22 protein-coding genes and 1 pseudogene are annotated in these 24247 nt (G+C 64.2%); 18 read left to right on the top strand and 5 right to left on the bottom strand.

The features are described 5' to 3' along the window. Positions 1-27 precede the first annotated feature (27 nt). Positions 28-1617, top strand: a complete 1590-nt coding sequence (locus tag AC2CGW_RS11075; protein ID WP_186721056.1) for an ABC transporter substrate-binding protein — start codon at positions 28-30, stop codon at positions 1615-1617. Between the two features lie 87 nt (positions 1618-1704). On the opposite strand, the gene radC is transcribed toward AC2CGW_RS11075, so the two are convergent. Continuing rightward, complete coding sequence (gene radC, locus AC2CGW_RS11070; RefSeq protein WP_186669915.1) at positions 1705-2385, bottom strand: RadC family protein; 681 nt, start codon at positions 2383-2385, stop codon at positions 1705-1707. 129 nt (positions 2386-2514) lie between these two features. On the opposite strand from radC, the gene coaBC reads away from it, so the two are divergent. The 7 genes and pseudogenes from coaBC (at position 2515) to AC2CGW_RS11035 (ending at position 8626) form a co-directional block, all read left to right on the top strand. Continuing rightward, entirely contained in the window at positions 2515-3726 is a 1212-nt protein-coding gene (coaBC, locus tag AC2CGW_RS11065) for a bifunctional phosphopantothenoylcysteine decarboxylase/phosphopantothenate--cysteine ligase CoaBC (protein ID WP_484574043.1), read from the top strand. Between the two features lie 5 nt (positions 3727-3731). Beyond that, positions 3732-4187 (top strand): dUTP diphosphatase, encoded by a 456-nt coding sequence (dut, locus tag AC2CGW_RS11060; protein ID WP_063542034.1) that lies wholly within the window; start codon positions 3732-3734, stop codon positions 4185-4187. Positions 4188-4314: 127 nt separating this feature from the next. Further along, positions 4315-5688 (top strand): annotated as a pseudogene (locus AC2CGW_RS11055) (phosphomannomutase/phosphoglucomutase); the annotation flags it as partial. A gap of 30 nt (positions 5689-5718) precedes the next feature. Next, entirely contained in the window at positions 5719-6624 is a 906-nt protein-coding gene (argB, locus tag AC2CGW_RS11050) for an acetylglutamate kinase (RefSeq protein WP_063542032.1), read from the top strand. A 257-nt stretch (positions 6625-6881) separates the two neighbouring features. After that, on the top strand, positions 6882-7562 hold the full coding sequence (locus tag AC2CGW_RS11045) for a CsgG/HfaB family protein (protein WP_054926178.1): 681 nt from the start codon (positions 6882-6884) through the stop codon (positions 7560-7562). Between the two features lie 39 nt (positions 7563-7601). Beyond that, positions 7602-7970, top strand: a complete 369-nt coding sequence (locus AC2CGW_RS11040) for a DUF4810 domain-containing protein (protein WP_054893326.1) — start codon at positions 7602-7604, stop codon at positions 7968-7970. Positions 7971-7987: 17 nt separating this feature from the next. Then, positions 7988-8626, top strand: a complete 639-nt coding sequence (locus AC2CGW_RS11035) for a DUF799 domain-containing protein (protein WP_189657705.1) — start codon at positions 7988-7990, stop codon at positions 8624-8626. 188 nt (positions 8627-8814) lie between these two features. Here the strand turns inward: AC2CGW_RS11035 and pyrE are convergent, their stop codons facing one another. Then, positions 8815-9456, bottom strand: a complete 642-nt coding sequence (gene pyrE / locus AC2CGW_RS11030; RefSeq protein ID WP_125931046.1) for an orotate phosphoribosyltransferase — start codon at positions 9454-9456, stop codon at positions 8815-8817. A gap of 80 nt (positions 9457-9536) precedes the next feature. Here pyrE and AC2CGW_RS11025 point away from each other — a divergent pair, with 80 nt between their 5' ends. Then, a complete protein-coding gene (locus AC2CGW_RS11025) occupies positions 9537-10316 on the top strand; it encodes an exodeoxyribonuclease III (protein WP_054893329.1) in 780 nt (259 codons plus the stop codon). A gap of 36 nt (positions 10317-10352) precedes the next feature. Here the strand turns inward: AC2CGW_RS11025 and AC2CGW_RS11020 are convergent, their stop codons facing one another. Next, positions 10353-10754, bottom strand: a complete 402-nt coding sequence (locus tag AC2CGW_RS11020) for a GFA family protein (protein ID WP_186669918.1) — start codon at positions 10752-10754, stop codon at positions 10353-10355. Between the two features lie 267 nt (positions 10755-11021). Between AC2CGW_RS11020 and AC2CGW_RS11015 the strand changes: the two genes are divergently transcribed. From AC2CGW_RS11015 to AC2CGW_RS10975, 9 genes are all read left to right on the top strand, one after another. Then, positions 11022-12329: a CitMHS family transporter gene (locus AC2CGW_RS11015; protein ID WP_186721059.1), complete on the top strand. Its 1308-nt coding sequence runs from the start codon at positions 11022-11024 to the stop codon at positions 12327-12329. Positions 12330-12402: 73 nt separating this feature from the next. Then, on the top strand, positions 12403-13173 hold the full coding sequence (locus tag AC2CGW_RS11010) for a TerC family protein (protein WP_186669919.1): 771 nt from the start codon (positions 12403-12405) through the stop codon (positions 13171-13173). A 245-nt stretch (positions 13174-13418) separates the two neighbouring features. After that, on the top strand, positions 13419-15077 hold the full coding sequence (locus AC2CGW_RS11005) for a Na/Pi cotransporter family protein (protein ID WP_186721061.1): 1659 nt from the start codon (positions 13419-13421) through the stop codon (positions 15075-15077). Between the two features lie 37 nt (positions 15078-15114). Then, a complete protein-coding gene (locus AC2CGW_RS11000; protein WP_186669921.1) occupies positions 15115-16521 on the top strand; it encodes a M16 family metallopeptidase in 1407 nt (468 codons plus the stop codon). 86 nt (positions 16522-16607) lie between these two features. Beyond that, positions 16608-17630, top strand: coding sequence for a DUF5924 family protein (locus AC2CGW_RS10995; protein WP_186669922.1), 1023 nt, complete (start codon positions 16608-16610; stop codon positions 17628-17630). 92 nt (positions 17631-17722) lie between these two features. Further along, positions 17723-18844 (top strand): ABC transporter permease, encoded by a 1122-nt coding sequence (locus tag AC2CGW_RS10990; protein WP_186721065.1) that lies wholly within the window; start codon positions 17723-17725, stop codon positions 18842-18844. After that, positions 18841-19635, top strand: coding sequence for an ABC transporter ATP-binding protein (locus AC2CGW_RS10985; protein WP_186669924.1), 795 nt, complete (start codon positions 18841-18843; stop codon positions 19633-19635). Before AC2CGW_RS10990 ends, AC2CGW_RS10985 begins: the two co-directional genes overlap by 4 nt. Before the next feature lie 3 nt (positions 19636-19638). Further along, positions 19639-20577 carry an MlaD family protein gene (locus tag AC2CGW_RS10980; protein ID WP_186669926.1) on the top strand — a complete coding sequence of 313 codons (939 nt, stop codon included), beginning with the start codon at positions 19639-19641 and terminating at the stop codon, positions 20575-20577. Next, the gene (locus AC2CGW_RS10975) at positions 20574-21200 is read left to right on the top strand and encodes an ABC-type transport auxiliary lipoprotein family protein (RefSeq protein WP_484574042.1); all 627 of its coding nucleotides are present in this window, start codon (positions 20574-20576) and stop codon (positions 21198-21200) included. Before AC2CGW_RS10980 ends, AC2CGW_RS10975 begins: the two co-directional genes overlap by 4 nt. Here AC2CGW_RS10975 and AC2CGW_RS10970 read toward each other — a convergent pair. After that, positions 21182-22411: a nucleoside recognition domain-containing protein gene (locus AC2CGW_RS10970; protein WP_054893339.1), complete on the bottom strand. Its 1230-nt coding sequence runs from the start codon at positions 22409-22411 to the stop codon at positions 21182-21184. The genes AC2CGW_RS10975 and AC2CGW_RS10970 overlap by 19 nt on opposite strands. A 315-nt stretch (positions 22412-22726) precedes the next feature. Then, on the bottom strand, positions 22727-24064 hold the full coding sequence (gene gltP / locus AC2CGW_RS10965) for a glutamate/aspartate:proton symporter GltP (protein WP_186669929.1): 1338 nt from the start codon (positions 24062-24064) through the stop codon (positions 22727-22729). Between the last annotated feature and the right edge of the window lie 183 nt (positions 24065-24247).

Below are 24247 nucleotides of genomic sequence, written 5' to 3'. Positions count from 1 at the left end.
GGGCCCCTGACCAGCCGAGGATCCACCATGCGCGTCGCCGCCCTTTCCGTTCTATTCACTTCCCTGCTCGCCGCAGGTCTTGCCCAGGCAGCGCCGCTGTCGGTGTGCACCGAGGCCAGCCCGGAAGGTTTCGACGTGGTTCAGTACAACTCGCTGACCACCACCAACGCCTCGGCCGACGTGCTGTTGAACCGCCTGGTCGAGTTCGACGCCGCCCAGGGCAAGGTGGTGCCGAGCCTTGCCCAAAGCTGGACGGTCTCCAAAGACGGCCTGGTCTATGACTTCACGCTGCGCAATGGCGTGAAGTTCCACAGCACCGACTACTTCAAGCCGACCCGCGAGCTGAATGCCGACGACGTGCTGTTCAGCTTCCAGCGCATGCTCTACCCCGCCCATGCCTGGCACAAGACCGCACCTGGTGGTTATCCGCACGCCCAGTCGCTGCAGCTGGGCAGCCTGATCAAGTCGATCGAGGCGCCCGACCCGCAGAGCGTGCGCTTTACCCTCACCCACCCGGACGCGACCTTCCTGGCCACCCTGAGCATGGGTTTCGCCTCGATCTACTCGGCCGAGTACGCCGACAAGCTGATGAAGGACGGCACGCCCGAAAAACTCAACAGCCAGCCCATCGGCACCGGCCCGTTCGTGTTCCAGCGCTTCCAGAAGGACGCCCTGGTGCGCTACCGCGCCAACCCTGACTACTTCGACGGCAAGCCTGCGGTCGACCCGCTGGTGTTCGCCATCACCACCGACCCGAACGTGCGCCTGCAGAAGCTCAAGCGCAACGAATGCCAGGTGGCCCTGTCGCCCAAGCCGCTGGACATCGCCGAAGCTGCCCAGAACGACAAACTCAAGGTCGCCTCCACCCCGGCCTTCATGACCGCCTTCGTCGCCATCAACAGCGAGCACCCGCCGCTGGACAAACCCGAAGTGCGCCAGGCGATCAACCTGGCCTTCGACAAACCGGCCTACCTCAAGGCGGTGTTCGAAGGCACCGCCACCGCCGCCAACGGCCCCTACCCGCCCACCACCTGGAGTTACGCCAAGGACCTGCCCGGCTACGCGCTGGACCTGAAGAAAGCCAAGGCGTTGCTGACCAAGGCCGGCCTTGCCGACGGCTTCAGCACCACGATCTGGACCCGTCCGTCGGGCAGCCTGCTCAACCCCAACCCGAGCCTCGGCGCCCAGATGCTCCAGGCCGACCTGGCGAAAGTCGGCATCAAGGCCGAGATCCGCGTGATCGAATGGGGCGAGTTGATCCGCCGCGCCAAGGCCGGCGAGCACGACCTGCTGTTCATGGGCTGGGCGGGTGACAACGGCGACCCGGACAACTTCCTCAGCCCGCAATTCTCGTGCGCGGCGATCAAGTCGGGGACCAACTTCGCGCGGTTCTGCGACAGCCGTCTCGACCAGTTGATCAATGCCGGGCGTACCACCAACGACCAGAGCGTGCGCAGCAGGCTGTACCAGCAGGCACAGACGCTGATCCAGCAGCAGGCGCTGTGGCTGCCGCTGGCCCATCCGAAAGCCTCGACCTTGCTCAGCAATCGCGTGAAGGGGTATCAGGTGAGCCCGTTCGGGCGGGTGGACTTCAGCAAGGTATCGGTGGAGCGCTGACTGACGTCCGGTGTCGGCCTTTTCGCGGGCAAGCCCGCTCCTACAGGGATTGGGCTGGCCTTTGGATTTTGAGCAAGACAGTTGCTCCTATGCTCCGATCCATCCCTGCTCGACCATCGACAACGGCTCGCCATCGCCGACGATCACATGATCGAGCACCCGCACATCGATCAGCGCCAGTGCTTGCTTCAAGGTGCGGGTCAGATGCACGTCGTCCTGGCTGGGCTCGCTGTTGCCCGACGGGTGGTTGTGGCACAGGATAAGCGCCGCCGCGTTGTGCGCCAGGGCTCGACGCACGACCTCGCGAGGATAGACGACCGCTCGATTGATCGTGCCTCTGAACAGGATCTCGAACGCCAGCGGCCTGTGCTTGTTGTCCAGAAACAGACACCCGAACACCTCGCTGCTCTCATGCCGCAGCATGGACTTCAGGTAGCGCCGCACTACCGTCGGACTGTCCATGGCCGATTCTCGCTCGATGGTGGTCGCCAGGTGCCGGCGCCCTATCTCCAACACCGCCTGTAACTGGCTGTACCTGACCGGCCCCAGCCCAAGTTCGCCCAGGAAAGCTTCCCGGTCGGCCTCAAGCAACTGACGCAGGCTGCCGAACTTCGCCAGCAACCCCCGCGCCAGCTCCACGACATTGCGACCACGCACGCCAGACCCTAGAAACACGGCCAGCAGTTCCGCATCCGACAGACTGCTCGCCCCACGCGCCAGCAACTTCTCCCTCGGCCGCTCGTCCAGCGGCCATTCCCTGATGTTCATACCCCTCCTTGCGTTGTACTGCGGCGCCTTCAAGCCCTGTGTTAATCTATTTCGCCTCGTTAAATGCGACGTTCTGCCGCAGGCAATTTCAAACGTCGCCGCCCGCTTTCACTGGAAAAAGGCAAGCCTATGCAGCGGCTGTATCGCAAGCGCATCGTTCTCGGCGTGGGTGGCGGCATTGCCGCCTACAAGAGCGCCGAGCTGATTCGCCGACTCCTGGAACACGGCGCGCAGGTGCGTGTCGTCATGACCCGCGGGGGGGCCGAGTTCATCACTCCGCTGACCCTGCAGGCGCTCTCCGGCCACCCGGTGCACATGGACCTGCTCGACCCCGCCGCCGAGGCTGCGATGGGTCATATCGAACTGGCCAAGTGGGCCGACCTGGTGCTGATCGCCCCGGCCACCGCCGACCTCATGGCGCGCATGGCCCAGGGCATGGCCGATGACCTGCTGACCACGCTGGTACTGGCCACCGACGCCACCGTCGCCGTCGCCCCGGCCATGAACCAGGCCATGTGGCGCGACCCGGCCACTCAGGACAACCTAGAGCTGCTCAAGCGCCGTGGCATCCAGGTGTTCGGCCCCGCCTCCGGCAGCCAGGCCTGCGGCGACGTCGGCCTGGGCCGCATGCTCGAAGCCACCGACCTTGCCTGGTGCGCCGCCGAGAGCTTCAAGCGCCAGGCCCTGACCGGCAAGCACGTGCTGATCACCGCCGGCCCCACCCAAGAGAACATCGATCCGGTGCGCTACATCACCAATCATAGTTCCGGGAAGATGGGCTTTGCCCTGGCCGAAGCGGCCGCCGAGGCCGGGGCCCGGGTGACCCTCGTCACCGGCCCTGTGCACCTGGCAACGCCTGACCGGGTCAACCGCATCGACGTGGTGAGCGCGCGGGACATGCTCGCGGCCTGTGAAGCCGCCATGCCGTGCGACCTGTTCATCGCCTCGGCAGCAGTCGCGGACTACCGCCCCGAGGTGGTCGCCCCGCAAAAGCTCAAGAAAGACCCTACGACTGGCGACGGCATGCTGCTGCAGATGGTGCGCAATCCGGATATCCTTGCCACCCTCGCTGGCCGCGTCGACCGCCCGTTCAGCGTCGGTTTCGCTGCCGAGACCGAGCACCTGCTCGATTACGCCACGCGCAAGCTCAAGGACAAGAACCTCGACCTGATCGTCGCCAATGATGTGGCCAACCCCAGCATCGGCTTCAACAGCGAGGAAAACGCCCTGACCGTGATCGACCGCCAGCAGCACCAGACCCTCTTCGCGCAGACCAGCAAGGGCAAGATCGCCCGGCAACTGGTCGCCTTCATCGCCGAACGGCTCAATCAGGTTCAATAAGTTCCATGCACGCTCTTCAAGCCAAGATCCTCGACCCACGCCTGGGTACCGAATTCCCCCTGCCGCAATACGCCACCCCCGGCTCCGCCGGCCTGGACCTGCGCGCCCTGCTCAAGGAGGACACCGTCCTCGAGCCGGGCCAGACCCTGCTGATCCCCACTGGCCTGTCGATCTACATCGGCGATCCGGGGCTGGCGGCGATGATCCTGCCGCGCTCGGGCCTTGGCCATAAGCACGGTGTGGTGCTGGGCAACCTGGTCGGCCTGATCGACTCGGACTACCAGGGCGAGCTGATGGTCTCGTGCTGGAACCGCGGCAACACCCCGTTCACCATCAGCATCGGCGAGCGCATCGCCCAACTGATCCTGGTACCGGTGGTGCAGGCGCATTTCGACATCGTCGAAGCCTTCGACGAAACCCAGCGTGGCAGCGGTGGTTTCGGCCACTCCGGCACCCGCTGAGCCGACCGTCGGGGCCATGGACGGCGAACTCTCGGGGCTATCTACCGTCCAAGCGTTCAGTTTGCGCTTACCCAGAAGCCTTTGACCCTTGGAGTCCCCAGAGATGAACGACATGGCCCAACTGGTACCCGCATTGCCGGACAGCATCTTCCGTGCCTATGACATCCGCGGCATCGTCGGCAAGACACTGCACGCCGAGACCGCCTACTGGATCGGCCGCGCCATCGGTGCCCAGACCCGAGCCCAGGGCGAGCCGAAAATCTCCGTGGGCCGTGACGGCCGCCTGTCGGGCCCGATGCTGGTCGAGCAACTGATCCAGGGCCTGGTCGATGCCGGTTGCCAGGTCAGCGACGTCGGCCTGGTGCCCACCCCCGCGCTGTACTACGCCGCCAACGTGCTGGCCGGTACTTCAGGCGTTATGCTCACCGGCAGCCACAACCCGTCGGACTACAACGGCTTCAAGATCGTCATCGCTGGCGATACGCTGGCCAATGAACAGATCCAGGCCCTGCTGACCCGCCTCAAGACCAACGACGTACCGCGCGGCGAAGGCCGTGTGGAAAAGGTCGAGATCCTCGAGCGCTACTTCCAGCAGATCGTCGGTGACGTGAAACTGGCCAAGCGCCTGAAGGTGGTGGTCGACTGCGGCAACGGCGCCGCTGGCGTGATCGCCCCGCAACTGATCGAGGCGCTGAACTGCGAGGTGATCCCGCTGTTCTGCGAGGTCGACGGCAACTTCCCCAACCACCACCCGGACCCGGGCAAGCCCGAGAACCTCGAAGACCTGATCGCCAAGGTCAGGGAGACCGGCGCCGACCTCGGCCTGGCCTTCGACGGCGACGGTGACCGCGTTGGCGTGGTGACCAACACCGGCAGCATCGTCTACCCCGACCGCCTGCTGATGCTCTTCGCCCAGGACGTGCTGTCGCGCAACCCCGGCGCCGAGATCATCTTCGACGTCAAATGCACCCGTCGCCTGACGCCGCTGATCGAACAGCACGGCGGCCGCGCCCTGATGTGGAAGACCGGTCATTCGTTGATCAAGAAGAAGATGAAACTGACCGGCTCGCTGCTGGCCGGCGAGATGAGCGGACACATCTTCATCAAGGAACGCTGGTACGGTTTCGACGATGGCATCTACAGTGCCGCGCGCCTGCTGGAAATCCTCAGCAAGGCCGACCAGGATGCCGAAAACCTGTTCGCCGCGTTCCCGAACGATATTTCCACGCCGGAAATCAACATCGATGTGACCGACGAGAGTAAATTCAGCATCATTGATGCACTGCAACGCGACGCCGACTGGGGCGAAGCCAACCTGACCACCATCGATGGTGTGCGGGTCGACTACCCACACGGCTGGGGCCTGGTCCGCGCCTCCAACACCACACCGGTGCTGGTGCTGCGCTTCGAGGCCGACAGCGAGGCAGAACTCGACCGTATCAAGGCTGTATTCCGCACGCAGTTGCTGCGGGCCGAACCTGGCCTGCAACTGCCGTTCTGACCGACTATCTGTTCCTCACTGGAGCCCTGCATGACCCTCGATCGCGATGCCGCTTCCCATGTAGCCGAAGTTTTGTCCGAAGCGCTGCCCTACATCCGCCGCTTTGTCGGCAAGACCCTGGTGATCAAGTACGGCGGCAACGCGATGGAGAGCGAAGAGCTCAAGACCGGCTTTGCCCGTGACATCGTGCTGATGAAGGCGGTGGGCATCAACCCGGTCGTCGTGCACGGCGGCGGCCCGCAGATCGGAGACCTGCTCAAGCGCCTGTCGATCGAGAGCCACTTCATCGACGGCATGCGCGTCACCGATTCGGCGACCATGGACGTGGTGGAGATGGTCCTGGGCGGCCAGGTCAACAAGGATATCGTCAACCTGATCAACCGCCACGGCGGCAGCGCCATCGGCCTGACCGGCAAGGATGCGGAGCTGATCCGCGCCAAGAAGCTCACCGTCAGCCGCCAGACCCCCGAGATGACCACCCCGGAAATCATCGACATCGGCCATGTCGGCGAAGTCGTGGGCGTGAACACCGAGCTGCTGAACATGCTGGTCAAGGGCGACTTCATTCCGGTGATCGCGCCAATCGGCGTGGGCGCCAACGGTGAGTCGTACAACATCAACGCCGACCTGGTCGCCGGCAAAGTCGCCGAGGCCCTGAAAGCCGAGAAGCTGATGCTGCTGACCAACATCGCCGGCCTGATGGACAAGCAGGGCCAGGTCCTCACCGGCCTGACCACCGAGCAGGTCAACGAGCTGATCGCCGACGGCACCATCTACGGTGGCATGCTGCCGAAGATCAAGTGCGCACTGGAAGCCGTGCAGGGTGGCGTGAACAGCTCGCACATCATCGATGGCCGGGTGCCGAACGCGGTGCTGCTGGAGATCTTCACCGACAGCGGCGTGGGCACCCTGATCACCAACCGCAAGCGTCACTGATGCGTTGATCGCTGACCCGCTCCTGCAAAACCCCCGTAGGAGCGGCGGTTCGGCGCCCCGACTTGCCCGCGAAAAGTACGCCCCGACAAGCCTGCCCCTACAAGGGTCACGCAGGCTTGCTCCAAGCCCAAAATGAAACATGGCGCAATGCCATTACTTTTCTCTGTCCCGCCCTCAACTTTCTCTCCAGGCTGCCGACACAACGTGGCAGAATGCACGCCCGCTGCAAATAGTTACTATTTACCTGGAGAACTCGCGTGAAATACGCATCACAAGGACTCGTGCTGGCAGCTGCCGTCGCGCTCGGGTCCATCGCCGGCTGCGCTACCGAAACTTCCACCGCCGTGGCCGTACAACAGGTCGAGAGCGTCAGCCGCCCGTACAGCGGCGTGCGTGCACCGATCGCCGTAGGCAAGTTCGACAACCGTTCGAGCTACATGCGCGGCATCTTCTCCGACGGCGTCGATCGCCTCGGCGGCCAGGCCAAGACCATCCTGATCACCCACCTGCAGCAGACTGGCCGTTTCAACGTGCTGGACCGCGACAACATGGGTGAGATCCAGCAGGAAGCGGCCATCAAGGGCCAAGTCCAACGCCTGAAGGGCGCTGACTTCGTCGTGACCGGCGATGTCACCGAATTCGGCCGCAAGGAAGTCGGCGACCACCAGCTGTTCGGCATTCTCGGCCGTGGCAAGACTCAGATCGCCTACGCCAAGGTCGCGCTGAACATCGTCAACATCAGCACTTCCGAAGTGGTCTACTCGAGCCAGGGCGCAGGCGAATACGCCCTGTCCAACCGTGAGGTCATCGGCTTCGGCGGTACCGCCAGCTACGACTCGACCCTCAATGGCAAGGTCCTCGACCTGGCCATGCGCGAAGCGGTGAACAAGCTGGTCGGCGCTGTCGAAAGCGGCCAGTGGAAGCCGCAAGCGCAGTAAGACCCTGCAGCAAGACGACAACGACAAGGAAGCACGTAGATGAGCATCACCCGCTCGGCCTGGCGCACTGGCGCCGGGCTCCTGCTGGCCAGCGCCCTGCTGGTCGGTTGCAACTCGCAGAAGCCGCTGTACCAGTGGGAAAGCTACCAGCCACAAGTGCGCGAATACTTCAACGACCAGTCCAAGGAAGAACAGGTCATCGCCCTGGAGCGCGACCTGGAGAAGATCAAGGCCAAGAATGGCGCCGTCCCGCCTGGGTATCACGCGCAACTGGGCCTGCTCTATTCGAGCCTGGGCAAGGACGACCAGATGATCCAGCAGTTCCGCACCGAGAAGGCACTGTTCCCTGAATCGGCGGCGTACATGGACTTCCTGATGAAGAACGCCACGCAAGGAGCGAAGCAGTGATCAAGCGCCTCACCCAATTGATCGTCGGCGCCTGCGTGCTGGCCCTGTTCGCCGGCTGTGCCGAGCGCAAGACCACCGACTACGCGGCCTACAAGCAGAGCCGTCCGAAGTCGATCCTGATCGTGCCGCCGCTGAACAACTCGCCGGACGTCAAGGCCAGCTACAGCATGCTCGCGCAGGTCACCTACCCGCTGGCCGAGGCGGGCTACTACGTGATGCCGGTGGCGCTGGTCGCCGAGACCTTCCGCCAGAACGGCATGACCACCCCGGCTGACATCCACGAGCTGCCGACCGCCAAGCTGCACGAGATCTTCGGTGCCGACGCGGCGCTGTACGTGACCGTCAGTGACTACGGCACCCGCTACATGGTGCTGAGCAGCGCGACCATCGTGACCGCCAGCGCCAAGCTGGTCGACCTGAAGACCGGCACCACCCTGTGGACTGGCACCGCCACTGCATCCAGCGAGGAAGGCCGGCAGAACCAGGGCGGCCTGATCGGCATGCTGATCACTGCAGCAGTGAACCAGGTCATCAGCAGCGTGCAGGAAGACGCCGGTTATCCGATCGCCGGTATCACCAGCGCGCGCCTGCTGTCGCCGAACCCGAACGGCGGGATCCTGTACGGGCCGCGTTCGCCGAAGTACGGCACGGACTAAGCGGCGACTGCTTCGCGGGCAAGCCCGCTCCCACAGCGGCAGTAGACCTCTGTTGGAGCAACTGTCTTGCTCAAAAGCTAGAAGCCAGCCCAATCCCTGTGGGAGCGGGCTTGCCCGCGAAAAACCCGCCGCCGATCCAATGAAAAAGGCGACCCACATGGGTCGCCTTTTTCATTACCGATCCGAGATCAGATCCCGTACTGCGCGCGATACGCCTCGACCGCCGGCAGGTGTTGCTTGAGCTGGGGATCGTCGGCCAGGAACTCCAGTACCTGCGTCAGCGAAACGATGCTGACCACCGGAATGCCGAAATCACGCTCCACTTCCTGGATCGCCGAAAGCTCGCCATTGCCACGCTCTTCGCGGTTCAGTGCGATCAGCACGCCTGCGGCGTTGGCCTGCTGGCCCTTGATGATCTGCATCACTTCGCGGATGGCGGTACCGGCAGTGATCACGTCGTCGATGATCAGCACGTCACCGGCCAGCGGGGCGCCAACCAGGCTACCGCCCTCGCCGTGATCCTTGGCTTCCTTGCGGTTGAAGCACCATGGCACATCGAGCTGATGCTGCTCGGCCAGGGACACCGCCGTGGCCGCTGCCAGCGGGATGCCCTTGTACGCCGGGCCGAACAGCACGTCGAAGGGGATCTTGCTGTCGACGATGGCGGCCGCATAGCAGCGCCCCAGCTGGGCCAGGGCCGATCCGCTGTTGAACAGGCCGGCGTTGAAGAAGTACGGGCTGGTACGCCCCGATTTCAGGGTGAATTCACCGAAGCGCAGAACGCCGCGATCGATGGCAAAACGAATGAAGTCGCGCTGATACGGCTGCATGAAAAGTCCCGGACACCACGGATTTAGCTAAATGAGTTGAGCTCGGGTATCATACACGCACGAGATTTTTGGGGCCATTTATGCGGATCATCAGTGTGAACGTGAATGGCATTCAGGCTGCGGCCGAGCGTGGACTGCTCAGCTGGCTGCAAGCCCAGAATGCCGACGTCATCTGCCTTCAGGATACCCGCGCCTCGGCCTTTGAACTCGATGACCCAGCTTTCCAGCTCGATGGCTATTTCCTTTATGCCTGCGAAGCGGAAGTGCCTGCCCAAGGTGGCGTGGCGCTCTACTCGCGCATGCAGCCCAAGGCAGTCATCACCGGCCTGGGCTTCGAGACGGCCGACCGTTACGGGCGCTACCTGCAAGCAGATTTCGATAAGGTAAGCATCGCCAGCCTGCTGCTGCCTTCGGGAATGAACGGCGACGAAGACTTGAACCAGAAGTTCAAGTTGATGGATGACTTCGCCAAGTACCTGGACAAGCAGCGTCGCAAGCGTCGCGAATACATCTATTGCGGCTCGTTCTACGTGGCGCAGCAGAAGCTCGACATCAAGAACTGGCGCGACAGCCAGCAGTCGCCGGGCTTCCTGCCGCCAGAGCGGGCCTGGATGGACGCGATCATCGGCGAAATGGGCTATGTCGACGCCCTGCGCGAAGTCAGCCGCGAAGGCGACCAGTACAGCTGGTGGCCGGACAACGAACAGGCCGAGATGCTCAACCTGGGCTATCGCTTCGACTACCAGATCCTCACCCAGGGTCTGCGCCGCTTCGTGCGCAGTGCGCGTCTGCCGCGCCAGCCGCGCTTCTCGCAGCACGCGCCACTGATCGTCGACTACGACTGGACGCTGACCATCTGAAGACCTGCGGGGCCTGTAACCAGGCCCCGCATTTCGTTACAGACTCTCCTCCACCTCGCCAGGCAGCTCCTCATCCAGGTGCAGCCACGGCAGTCGGCTGCCGGTCCAGATGTGCCGATTGGCCCGCACCTGCTCTGGCCGGTCCAGCGTCGCCACCGTCACATCGATGCTCAGCGGACTGTGCGTCGTCTCCAGCGCCACATGCGCGCCACAGTCGCCGCAGAAGTAGCGCGTGCAACTGGCCGGGGCCATATAACGCTTCGGCTCCCCCGCCATCCACTGGAAGCCCTTGCGCGGCAGTGTGAGCCAGGTCACCACCAGCCCGCCGCTGACCCGTCGACAGATCGAGCAGTGGCAATGGGCGATATCCGTCAGGTCACCCTCCAGTCGATAGCGCAGGGCACCGCAATGGCACCCGCCTTCCAGTACGTCATTCATGAAACGACCTCCCGTCGCCTTCATCGAGGCGAAAGCTGGCTGAAAGCTTGCGCCCCTAGGATAGCCCCACCTCCGGCGACAGACCGGCCAGCCAGGGTGTCCGCCAACGTGCGCACCCGGCCCAATCAACAACAACAATGGTGATACCGATGCTTTCCTGTGCCCGCCTCCCCGCAGTACCCCTCACGCTATTCCATGCACAGCGCCTGACGCGCTGATCCGCCCGAATCGTCCGTCCTTTCGCCGCGCCCTGCCTGGAGTACCGCCATGCTGACCTTCCTTGGCTTTGCCATGGTCATCACCTTCATGTACCTGATCATGACCAAGCGCCTGTCGGCCTTGATCGCCCTGATCCTGGTTCCGATCCTGTTCGCGCTGTTCGGCGGTTTCTCCGCCAAGATCGGCCCGATGATGCTCGAAGGCATCAGCAAGCTCGCGCCTACCGGCGTGATGCTGATGTTCGCCATCCTCTACTTCGCCCTGATGATCGACTCCGGCCTGTTCGACCCGGCCGTGCGCAAGATCCTCAAGCTGGTCAAGGGCGACCCGCTGAAAGTCTCGGTCGGCACCGCCGTGCTGGCTTTGGTGGTCTCGCTCGACGGTGACGGCGCCACCACCTACATGATCTGCTGCGCCGCCATGCTGCCGCTGTACAGCCGCCTGGGCATGAGCCCGCGAATCATGGCCGGCCTGATCATCCTCGCCGGTGGCGTGATGAACATGACCCCCTGGGGTGGCCCGACCGCCCGCGCTGCAAGCGCGCTGCACGTCGATCCTTCGGACATCTTCGTGCCGATGATCCCGGCCATGGCCTTCGGTGTGCTGGCGATCCTCGCCATCGCCTACATGTACGGCAAGCGCGAGCGTGCCCGCCTGGGTGAGCTGCACCTGCCGACCGACGACATCGACCACAGCGAAATCAGCGTGTCGCAGTTCCCCGAAGCGCGCCGCCCCAAGCTGATCTGGTTCAACGGTGCCCTGACCGCTGCCCTGATGGTCGCGCTGATCTGCGGCGTGTTGCCGCTGCCGGTGCTGTTCATGATCGCCTTCAGTATCGCCATGATCGTCAACTACCCCTGCCTGCAGCAGCAGAAAGACCGCATCGCCGCACACGCCGGTAGCGTGCTGGCCGTGACCGGGCTGATCTTCGCCGCCGGTATCTTCACCGGCATCCTGTCCGGCACCGGCATGGTCGAGGCCATGTCCAAGAGCCTGCTGGCGGTGATCCCGGATGCGCTCGGCCCGTACCTGGCGGCCATTACCGCGATCGTCAGCATGCCGTTCACCTTCTTCATGTCCAATGACGCGTTCTACTACGGCGTGCTGCCGGTACTGGCCGAAGCTGCCAGCCACTACGGCATCACCCCGGTGGAAATGGCCCGTGCATCGATCGTCGGACAACCGGTACACCTGCTCAGCCCGCTGGTACCCTCCACCTACCTGCTGGTAGCCCTGGCGGGGATCGAATTCGGCGATCACCAGCGCTTCACCCTGAAGTGGGCAGTTCTGGTGTGCCTGTGCATAATGCTCGCCGCCTTGCTCATGGGAGTTTTCCCACTGATCAGTAGTCTGTAAGAAAAGAGCACCACCCCACCGCGACACGCCCGCTCTCCCGGGCGCGTCGCCTTCATCGTTCGAAGGAATACACATGGAATGGCTGACCAGCCCGGAAATCTGGGTTGCCTTTTTCACCCTGACTGCACTCGAGATCGTGCTCGGGATCGACAACATCATCATGATCTCGATCCTGGTCAGCCGCATGCCCAAGCACATGCAGCCGCGCACGCGGATCTTCGGCCTGGCGCTGGCGATGGTCACCCGGATCATGCTGCTGCTCTCGATCACTTGGGTAATGCGCCTGACCGACGACCTGTTCGTAATCTTTGGCGAGGGCATTTCGGGCCGCGACCTGATCCTGTTCTTCGGCGGCCTGTTCCTGCTGTGGAAAAGCTCCCAGGAGATCTACCACGGCCTCGAGGGTGAGGACGAAGGCAGCGACGAACCCAAAGGCGCCGGCGGCAAGTTCTTCTACACCATCATCCAGATCGCCATCATCGACATCGTGTTCTCGCTGGACTCGGTGATCACCGCAGTCGGCATGGTCTCGCACGTGCCGGTGATGATCGCCGCGATCATCGTCGCCGTGCTGGTGATGATGCTGTGCGCCGGCACCATCAGCGACTTCATCGACAAGCACCCGTCGCTGAAGATGCTCGCGCTGTCGTTCCTGATCGTGGTCGGCACCGTGCTGATCGCCGAGTCCTTCGACGTGCACGTACCGAAGGGCTATGTGTACTTCGCCATGGCGTTCTCGCTGGCAGTGGAAGCGATCAACATCCGCATGCGTACTGCAATGGCGCGCAAGGAAGGCAAGGAGCATGATCCGGTGAAACTGCGCAAGGACATTCCGGGTCAGTAAGTACTGGACGTCACTGAAAAGGCCCTTCGGGGCCTTTTTCGTTTGTCTGCACTGGCTCTGAAACACCCAACATACTTGTGACAGAAATGTTTCAAATAAATGCCCGCCATGCCAAGCTGGCGACAACCGCGCAAAACAACTAAAGCTTCAGTGAGCACTGAATACAAAGCCCACCCCCGGGCCAGGCTCACGGCTTCACCCATTGGCCCCGCATTGGGGCATCGGTAAAAAGGGGGCCTCGAAACATGCTGACCCTGCTCAACCTGCTTTCCGCCGTGGCGCTGCTCGTCTGGGGCACGCATATCGTGCGCACCGGCATTCTTCGGGTTTACGGCTCGAACCTGCGCCGCGTGCTCAGCCAGAACATGGACCGTCGCGCGCTGGCCTTCATTGCCGGCATCGTCGTCACCGCCGTGGTGCAGAGCAGCAACGCCACCGCCATGCTGGTCACCTCCTTCGTCGGCCAGGGCCTGATGGCCATGACCCCAGCCCTGGCGATCATGCTCGGTGCCGACGTCGGTACCGCGCTGATGGCGCGGGTGCTGACCTTCGACCTGTCGTGGCTGTCGCCCCTGCTGGTGTTCGTCGGGGTGATCTTCTTCCTGTCGCGCAAGCAGACACGCCTCGGCCAGATGGGCCGAGTGGCCATCGGCCTGGGCCTGATCATCCTGGCACTTGAGCTGATCGTGCAGGCTGCTGCGCCGATCACCCATGCACAAGGGGTGAAAGTGCTGTTCGCCTCGCTGACCGGCGATATCCTGCTCGACGCCCTGGTCGGCGCCCTGTTCGCCATGATCACCTACTCCAGCCTCGCGGCCGTGCTGCTTACCGCGACCCTGGCCGGTGCAGAAGTGATCAGCCTGCCGGTGGCCATCGGCCTGGTGGTTGGCGCCAACATCGGCAGTGGCATGCTGGCCTTCATCAGCGCCCGCATGCAGAACGCTGCCGGGCGTCGCGTGGCCCTGGGCAGCCTGCTGTACAAGCTGATCGGCCTGCTGCTGATCATTCCGGTGCTGCACCCGCTGGTGGACTGGATGGACTCGCTGAGTTTCAGCCCGCAAGAGCTGGTGATCGGCTTCCATTTGCTCTACAACACCCTGCGTTGCCTGATCATGCTGCCCACGGTCAAACCTATGGGACGCCTGTGCACCACCCTGCTACCCGAACGCGAAGTCGCCAATGGTCAGGCCAAGCCCCGGCACCTCGACGCCTCGGCGCTGGAAACCCCCAGCCTGGCGTTGGCCAACGCAGCCCGCGAGACCCTGCGCCTGGGCGACATCGTCGACAGCCTGCTCGAGGCCATGCTCGGCGCCCTGCGCGGCAGCCAGACCGCACTACCACAACAGACCCGCGCCCTGGGCGAGGACGCCGAGGCCCTGTACAGCGCCATCAAGCTGTACCTGGCGCAGATGTCACGCGAGGACCTGAGCGAACAGGACAACCGGCGCTGGGCCGAGATCATCGAACTGTCGATCAACCTCAAGCTGGCCAGCGACCTGATCGAGCGCATGCTGCGCAAGGTGCAGCAGCAGAAGACCTCACAACGCCGGGAGTTCTCCCAGGTCGGCCTGGAAGAACTGACGGGCCTTCAGGAGCAACTGCTGGCCAACCTGCGCCTGGGCCTGTCGGTGTTCCTCAGCGCCGACCCTGAGAGCGCACGCCTGCTGTTGCGCGAGAAACGCCGCTTCCGCGCCCAGGAACGGCGCCTGGCCCACGCCCATGTCAGCCGCCTGCAACGCAAGGTGGTGCAGAGTATCGAGACCAGTTCGCTACACTTGGAGCTGATCGCCGACATGAAGCGGTTGAACTCTTTGTTCTGCAGCAGTGCCTATGTGGTACTGGGCGGCGCGGACACCGGCGGGCTTCTGCTCGACAGCGTGCCGGACGACGCCCGCCTGTCCTGACCCCCGCACACCTGGAGACCGGCCCGGAAGCCCGCCCATGCGTTGCCTGACCTTCGTTTGCCTGATTCTCTGCAGCCTGCCCTCGTTCGCCCTCGACCGCTCACGGGTCGAAGGCTATCTGTTGCCCAACGGCCTGCAGGTGATCCTCAAGTCCGGGTACGAACGCGATCATGTGTCGATCCGCCTGGTGGTCGGCGTGGGCCTCGACGATTTCGAGTGCAAGCAGCGCGAGTTGCCGCACCTGCTCGAACACCTGCTGTTCAGCGGCATCGACGAAACCGGCGAAGGTGGCCTGGAAGAGCGCCTGCAGGCGCTGGGCGGGGAGTGGAACGCCTTCACCAGCGCTGCCGATACCACCTTCGTCATCGAGGCGCCGGCACGCAACCAGCGCAAGGTGCTCGACCTGTTGCTGGCGGCGGTGCGCGACACGAAGATCGACGCCAAGGCCCTGGCCACCGCCAAGAAAATCATCGAGCGCGAGGATGGCGGCCATTACGGCCACCTGCAACGCTGGCTGGACCGCCAGGACATCGGTCATCCGGCCAGCGACCAGCTGGCGGTGGAATTGGGGCTCAAATGCCCGGAGCGCTCGGATATCGACGGCATGACCCTGAAACAGGTGCAGGCCATGCGCGAGCATTGGTACGCCGCCAACAACATGAGCCTGATCGTCGTCGGCGGCCTCGACCGCCTGCTGCCGGCCTATCTGGAGCGCACCTACGGCGAGCTGCCAGCCACCGAGCCGGGCGAGCGACGCAACCTCGACAGCATCAGCCAGCAGGCCGAACAACGCCGCGACCTGATCCGCGGCTGGCTGGGCGATACCGCCAGGCTGCATTGGCTGTTCATCGAACCGGTGCTCGACAGCGACCACGACCAGACACTCGAGCTGCTCTCGCGTTACCTCGACTGGGCGCTGTACGACCAGTTGCGCCTGCGTCACGGCTTGTCGTACGGACCTTCGGTGCGGCGCGAAAGCTTCGGCGACAGCGGCATGCTCAGCCTCAACGCCGACCTTGAGCGCCAGGACATCGACGAGGCGGTGAAGGTGTTGCAGGAGCTGTTCGAGCACCTGCGCAAGCATGGCCTGGACCCGGACACCTTCGCCCGCCTCAAGGAGGCCGCGATTGCCCGCGAAAGCTGGACCACCCAGGGCAACAGTGCACTGGCCGACTATTACTGGGGCGCGCTGAACGACTACGACAACGGCCACTTCAGCGACCCGGTCGGCAAACTGCGCAAGGTCAGCCTCAAGCAGGCCAACGAGGCGTTACGGCTGTTGCTCAAGGAACCGGGCTACCTGCGTATCGAGAAACCGCTGCTGGGGTATGACGAGCTGTACGGGTTGGTGGCGCTGGGGTTGGGACTGATACTCGCCATCGGCCTGATCCGCAAAAGGCGCCAGCCGGCGGATCGCCCCAGCGGCGCTACACGGGACAGCTGATTCGGCGGTATCCTGTATCGGCCTCTTCGCCGTTGCGACTTGCCCGCGAAGAGGCCAGAACAGTCACCCCTATCGCTGCCCAACCCATGCCCCCCATACCCCACATCGTCCAACGCATCATCGAACTGCTCAAACGCTACCCAGGGGTCATCGCCCTTGGCGGCTTCCTGTCCGGCATCGGCAGTTTCATCCTGGTCGACCGCCAGGCCGGCCTCGCCAGCTGGATCGCCGTGCTGATGCTGGTCAGCTGGGTCTGGCTGATGCTCGAGAACACCCTGACCGGCCTGTTCGCGCGCACGTTCAAGCGCGAAATCCCGCAGCCGCTGCTGCGTTACGCCACCCAGATGATCCACCAGGAAAGCCTGTTCTTCGTCCTGCCGTTCTTCTTCATCACCACCACCTGGAACAGCGGCCAGCTGGTGTTCACCGGCTTGCTCGGCGCAGCCGGGCTGATCTCCATCGTCGATCCGCTGTACTACAAATGGCTCGCACCGCGGCGCTGGCTGTTCCTCGCGCTGCACACCCTGACCCTGTTCGCCGCGCTGCTCACGGCGCTGCCGATCATCCTGCACCTGACCACCGCACAGAGCTTCAAGCTGGCGCTGATCGCGGCCATGGTGCTGTCGTTCCCGAGCCTGGCCAGCAGTTTCCCGATCAACACCTGGCGCCGCGCCGTGGCGCTGGTGCTGGTGACCCTGACCGTGGGTGGCGGCGGCTGGCTGCTGCGTTCATGGGTGCCACCGGCCACCCTGTGGATGACCGAAGTGGCGGTGACCACCGAGCTGCAGGACCGCCAGCCCGGCGAATCGCTGGACGAGATCGCCGCCAGCCGCATTCGCAGCGCGGGGCTGTACGCCTATACCGCAATCAACGCCCCACGCGGGCTGAACGAGCGGATCTATCACGTGTGGCAGCAGGACGGCAAAGAAGTCGACCGCATCGCCCTGGACATCCACGGTGGGCGCAAGGAAGGCTATCGGGCCTGGACCCACAAGCAGAACTTCCCGCCCAACCCAGTGGGCAAGTGGCAGGTGCGCGTGCTGACCGAGGATGGCCAGGTGATCGGCGTGCTGCGCTTCAAGGTGGTCGAGGATGTACCGGCGGGGTGAGGGTTCGCCGTTGCGACTTGCCCCGCGATTGAAGCCACTGCCGCTGCAACAGGCTATGATCTGACCCACCGCCGTCGTGCAGAGTCAAAAGCATGGAGCCCAGCGCCACCCTCGACACCCGCCAGCACCCCGCGCGCCTACTGATCGCCGGCGACTGGACCCTGGCCCACTACACCAGCCTCAAGCGCGACAGCGAGCGCCTGCGCGACCAGTACGATGCCGACACGATCGCCGACCTCAGCCAGCTTGGGCGCCTGGACACCGCCGGCGCCTCGCTGCTGGCCGAGTTGCTGGGCGCCGAGCGTCTGTCGCGCTGCACCGACGAGCTCCCCGAGGCCAGCCGGGCCTTGCTCAAGACGGTGTATTGCTCGGTGCAGGACTACTGCATCCCGATCAAGGAAGCCGAACAACCGGTCCTGCTGCAATTGCTCGCACGCATCGGCTGCGCCGTCGACACACTCTGGCAGGACACCCGGCAACTGCTCGGTTTCGTCGGCCTGATCCTCGCCACGCTCGCCACCCGACTCCTGCAACCGCACAAGTGGCGGGTCACCCCAGTGGTCGCACACATCGAGCAGACAGGCCTGGACGCCGCGCCCATCGTCGCCTTGCTGACCTTCCTGGTCGGCGCCGTAGTGGCCTTTCTAGGGGCCACGGTGCTGGCCGATTTCGGTGCGACAGTCTTTACCGTCGACCTGGTGGCTTTTTCTTTCCTGCGCGAATTCGCCGTGCTGCTCACCGCGATCCTGATGGCCGGGCGCACGGCCAGTGCCTTCACCGCGCAGCTCGGCTCGATGAAGGCCAACGAGGAGATCGACGCCATCCGCACCCTGGGCCTTAACCCCATCGAGCTGCTGGTGGTGCCGCGGGTCCTGGCGCTGCTGATCGCCTTGCCGCTGCTGACCTTCGTCGCCATGGTCTGCGGCATCGTCGGTGGCGCGGTGGTCTGTGCGCTGTCGCTGGACATTCCGCCGGCCATGTTCCTCTCGCTGCTGCAGAGCGACATCGGCGTGCAGCACTTCCTGGTCGGCCTGCTCAAAGCGCCGTTCTTCGCCTTCCTGATCGCCGCCATCGGCTGCCTGGAGGGCTTCAAGGTCAGCGGTAGCGCCGAGTCGGTCGGGGCACACACCACCTCGGCGGTGGTGCAGTCGATCTTCGTGGTCATCGTGCTGGATGCGGTGGCCGCGCTGTTCTTCATGGAGATGGGCTGGTGAGTGGTGCACGTGAAGCAGTGATCGAAGCCCGTGGCCTGTGCAACCGTTTCGGCAGCCAGAGCGTGCACGAGCAGCTCGACCTGGACCTGTACCGCGGCGAAATCCTCGCCGTGGTCGGCGGTTCGGGTAGCGGCAAGTCGGTGCTGCTGCGCAGCATCGTCGGCCTGCGGCGGCCTAACGAGGGCAGGGTGAAGGTGTTCGGCCAGGACCTGGCCACGCTGAACGACGACCAACGCTCGCAGGTGGAACGGCGCTTCGGCGTGCTGTTCCAGAAAGGCGCGTTGTTCTCGTCGCTGACCGTCACCGAGAACGTCGCGCTGCCGTTGATCGAACATGCCGGGCTGTCACGCGCCGACGCCGAGCACCTGGCCGGGGTCAAGCTGGCACTGGCTGGGCTGCCGATCAGCGCCGCCGACAAGTACCCGGCCTCGCTGTCCGGCGGCATGATCAAGCGCGCGGCCCTGGCCCGCGCCTTGGCACTGGACCCGGATATCCTGTTCCTCGACGAACCCACGGCAGGGCTGGACCCGATCGGCGCCGCAGCCTTCGACCAACTGATCCTGACCCTGCGCGATGCCCTCGGCCTCTCGGTGTTCCTCATCACCCACGACCTGGACACCCTCTACACCATCACCGACCGGGTGGCGGTGCTGTCGCAGAAGAAAGTGCTGGTCGCAGGCCCGCTGGCCGAGGTCGAACGCACCGACGATCCCTGGATTCACGAATACTTTCACGGCCCGCGCGGACGTGCAGCCGAACAGGCCGCCGCAAGCGCGGGACAGGAGCACTGAACGATGGAAACCCGAGCTCATCATGTCCTCATCGGCCTGGTCACCGTGCTGGTGGTGGCTGGCGCCATGCTGTTCGGCCTGTGGCTGACCAAGTCCAGCGTCGACGACGCCTTCAAAGATTATGAAGTGGTGTTCAACGAGGCCGTTTCGGGCCTGTCCCGGGGCAGCGCGGTGCAGTACAACGGCATCAAGGTCGGCGATGTCAGCACCTTGCGCCTCGACCCGCAGGACCCGCGCCGGGTGCTGGCGCGCATCCGCCTGAGCGCCGACACACCGGTCAAGGAAGACACCCAGGCCAAGCTCACGCTCGCCGGGGTGACCGGCAACTCGTTCATCCAGCTCAGCGGTGGCACGCCGCAGAGCCCGTCGCTCAAGGGCAAGAACGGGCAGTTGCCGGTGATCGTCGCCTCGCCGTCGCCCATCTCACGCCTGCTCAACGACAGCAGCGACCTGGTGACCAACATCAACCTGCTACTGCACAACGCCAACCAGATGTTCTCGGAGAACAACATCGAGCGCCTGAGCAACACCCTGGCCAACCTCGAACAGACCACCGGTGCCTTCGCCAGCCAGAAGGGCGGCATCGCCCAGGCCATCGAGCAACTCGGCCAGGTCGGCAAGCAGGCCAGCGCCACCCTGGCCGAAACCCAGGCCCTGATGCGCAACGCCAACGGCCTGCTCGGCAGCGAAGGCAAGCAAGCCTTCGGCAGCGCGGAGCAGGCCATGCAGTCGCTGGCACAGAGCACCGCGACCATCAACGACTTGCTCAAGAACAACCGCGAAGCGCTCGACGACGGCGCCCAGGGCCTGAACCAACTGGCCCCGGCGATCCGCGAGCTGCGCGAAACCCTCAATGCCCTCAAGGGCATCTCTCGGCGCCTGGAGGCCGACCCCAGCGGCTACCTGCTGGGCCGCGACCCAAACAAGGAGTTCCAGCCATGAGGCCGTCCCTTCGCCTGCTCGTCGCAGGCAGCCTGCTGAGCCTGGCCAGCGCCTGCTCGATCCTGCCCCAGGCGGAGCCCATCGATACCTATCGCCTGCCGGTTAAACAGCAGAGCCGCCCGGCGACACCGGTGGACTGGTCGCTGCGCCTGAACAAGCCGCTGGCCAGCGAGGTCCTGGCCGGGCCGCGCATTGCCGTGATTGCGCAAGGCGACGTGATCAGCAGCTACAAGGGCGCGCGCTGGAGCGATCCGGTGCCACTGCTGGTGCGCAATCGCCTGCTCGATGCCTTCCAGCGTGACGGCCGGGTCCAGCGCCTGAGCGCCGATGACAGCAACCTGCAGGCTGACTACGAGCTGGTGGGCGAGCTGCAAGCGTTCCAGAGCGAATACCGAGAAGACGGGGTGCAGGTACTGATCCGCTACGACGCGCGGCTGGTGCAAGGGCGCAGCCAGCGCATCCTCGCCAGCCAACGCTTCGAGGTGCACCAGCCACTGGCCGACAAGCAGGTGCCGGCAGTGGTCAGTGGCTTCGGCGCGGCCAGTGACCAGCTCGCGCGCCAGGTGGTGGACTGGACGGTCGCCCAGGCCTCACGGATGCAGGCTCAGGCGAAGAACCAGTAGCAGACGAAGATCGCCGCGATCACCCCGGAAAGCTCGGCCAGCAGCGCGCAGCCCACCGCGTGGCGCACGCGCTGGATGCCCACGGCGCCGAAGTACACCGCCAGCACGTAGAAGGTGGTTTCGGTACTGCCCTGAATGGTGGCGGCCACTAGCGCAGGGAAGCTGTCGACACCGTGGGTCTGCATGGTCTCGATCAGCATCGCCCGCGCCGCACTGCCGGAGAACGGCTTGACCAGCGCCGTGGGCAGGCCTTCGACGAAGCGGCTGTCCACGCCCATCCACTCGACCGCATGGCGGATGCCCCCCAGCGCCAGCTCCAGCGCCCCGGAGGCGCGCAGCACACCCACCGCGACCAGCATCGCGACCAGATAGGGCAACAGGCTCTTGGCGACGTCGAAGCCCTCTTTGGCGCCTTCGACGAAGGCCTCGTAGACCTTCACCTTGCGCAACGCACCGATGACCAGGAACAACATGATCACGCCGAACAGCGTCAGGTTGCCGAGGATCGACGACAGGCTCGCCAGCGCAGCCGCCGACAGCGTGCCCAGAAACGCCATGAAGCCGCCCAGCAGCAGGGCGCCGGGGATGAAATACGCCAGCACCACCGGATCCCACAGGCGCAGGCGCTGCATCACGGCGACCGACAGCAGGCCGACCAGGGTCGAGACGCTGGTCGCCAGCAGGATGGGCAGGAACACCAGCGTCGGGTCGGGGGCACCTTGCTGGGCGCGGTACATGAAGATGGTGACTGGCAGTAGGGTCAGCGACGAGGCGTTGAGCACCAGGAACAGGATCTGCGCGTTACTCGCCGTGGTGCTGCTGGGGTTGAGCTCCTGCAGCGCGCGCATGGCCTTCAGGCCGATGGGCGTGGCGGCGTTGTCCAGGCCCAGGCCGTTGGCAGCGAAGTTCATGGTGATCAGCCCCAGGGCAGGGTGGCCGGGAGGCACTTCCGGCATCAGGCGTGCGAACAGCGGGCCGAGGACCTTGGCCAGCCATTCGACGATGCCGGCCTTTTCGGCAATCTTGAGAAAGCCCAGCCACAGGGTGAGGGTGCCGAACAGCAGGACCATGACCTCGACCGACAGCTTGGCCATGGCAAAGATGCTTTCGACCATCGCAGCGAAAATGCCAGCATTGCCGCCGACCAGCCACTGGGCCAGGGCGGAGATGGCCGCCACCACGAAAAAGCCGAGCCAGAGGCCGTTGAGCATCTGAAGTCCCCCTGAAAAATGCTCGAATGATAGCGCATAAGGCGCTCTGAATCCGACCCGCTCCCTGTGGGAGCAACTGTCTTGTTCAAAATCTAAAGGCCAGCCCAATCTCCCTGTGGGAGCGGCCTTGTGCCGCGATCGAGCGCGAAGCGGCCGTAAACCAGGCACCGAGATGCTCCAGGAAGATCACGGCCGCCTGACTTGCGGCCGCTTCGCGCCCGATCGCGGCACAAGGCCGCTCCTACAGGGGATCGTGTCGGACTCCAGAATGCAAAAAGCCCCGACGGGTCGGGGCTCTTGCATGCAGCTCGAGGCTTACTGGTTGACGGTCTTGCCCGCCACCACGGCTTCTTTCTTCTTGCCGTTGGCCTGGAGCAGCGAGTTGTAGTACGCCTCGCCCTTGGCGCTGTCGTACATGCCTTGCCACTTGGCGATCACCACCGCGGCCAGGGCGTTACCCACTACGTTCAGCGCGGTACGGGCCATGTCCATGATGCGGTCGACACCGGCGATGAAGGCCAGGCCTTCCAGTGGAATGCCCACGCTGCCCAGGGTCGCCAGCAGCACCACGAAGGAAACGCCCGGCACGCCGGCGATACCCTTGGAGGTGACCATCAGGGTCAGCACCAGCAGCAGTTGCTGGCTGATCGACAGGTCGATGCCGTACAGCTGGGCGATGAAGATCGCAGCGATGCTCTGGTACAGGGTCGAACCGTCGAGGTTGAACGAGTAACCGGTCGGCACCACGAAGGAGCAGATCGACTTCGGCGCACCGTACTTCTCCATCTTCTCGATGACGCGTGGCAGCACGGTTTCGGAGCTGGAGGTCGAGTAGGCGAGGATCAGCTCGTCCTTCATGATGCGCATGATCTTGATGATCGAGAAGCCGAACACGCGCGCCACCAGGCCCAGCACCATGAAGGCGAAGAAGGCGATGGCGAAGTACACCAGCAGCACCAGCTTGGCCAGCGGCAGCAGGGAGGCGAAACCGAAGTTGGCGACGGTCGCGGCGATCAGGGCGAATACGCCGATCGGGGCATAGTTCATGATCATGTGGGTGACCTTGAACATGGTCTCCGACACGCCCTGGAAGGTACGCACCAGCGGCTCGCGCAGGTCGGCGTTGAGGCTGGAGAGGCCCATGCCGAACATGACCGAGAAGAAGATGATCGGCAGCATCTCGCCACGCATCAGCGCTGCGAAGATGTTCGACGGGATCAGGTTGAGCAGGGTCTCGATGAACGCATGCTCATGCTGTACCTCTGCAGCCGTGGCCTGGTACTTGGAGATGTCGACGGTGCCCAGGGTGCTCATGTCGATGCCGGCACCTGGGTGGAACACATTGGCCAGTACCAGACCGACGACGATGGCGATGGTGGTCACCACTTCGAAGTAGATGATGGTCTTCAGGCCGATGCTGCCCAGTTTCTTCGCGTCGCCAACCCCGGCGATGCCCACGATCAGCGACGAAATCACGATCGGGACGACGATCATCTTGATCAGGCGAATGAAGATGTCGCCGGCGGGCTGGAGGACGTTGCTGATCCACCATGCCTTTTCTGCACTGAAATGATTCAGTAGCGCGCCGACTGCAACGCCCAGGACAAGACCGATCACAATCTGCCAGGCGAGGCTCAGTTTTGCCTTCTTCATGTCGTTACCTTTGTTGTAGTGGTCATGGCCGACAGGTCGGAAAAGCGCATCCCAGAGCCGTTGGCAACGTCACGGGCAGCGATTGGCTTCCGTCCGGCGACCCTGTTCTCAGGTCACCGCCAGCGAGCGAACGAGCGCTCGGGCCAGCGAAAAAGGCGGCAACTATTGCGACGTGGACAGGGC

The sequence above is a fragment of the Pseudomonas sp. SYWMCR5 genome, from assembly GCF_057197165.1.
Note: the sequence above shows the minus strand (reverse complement) of the source record. Positions and strands in the feature narration are given on the sequence as shown.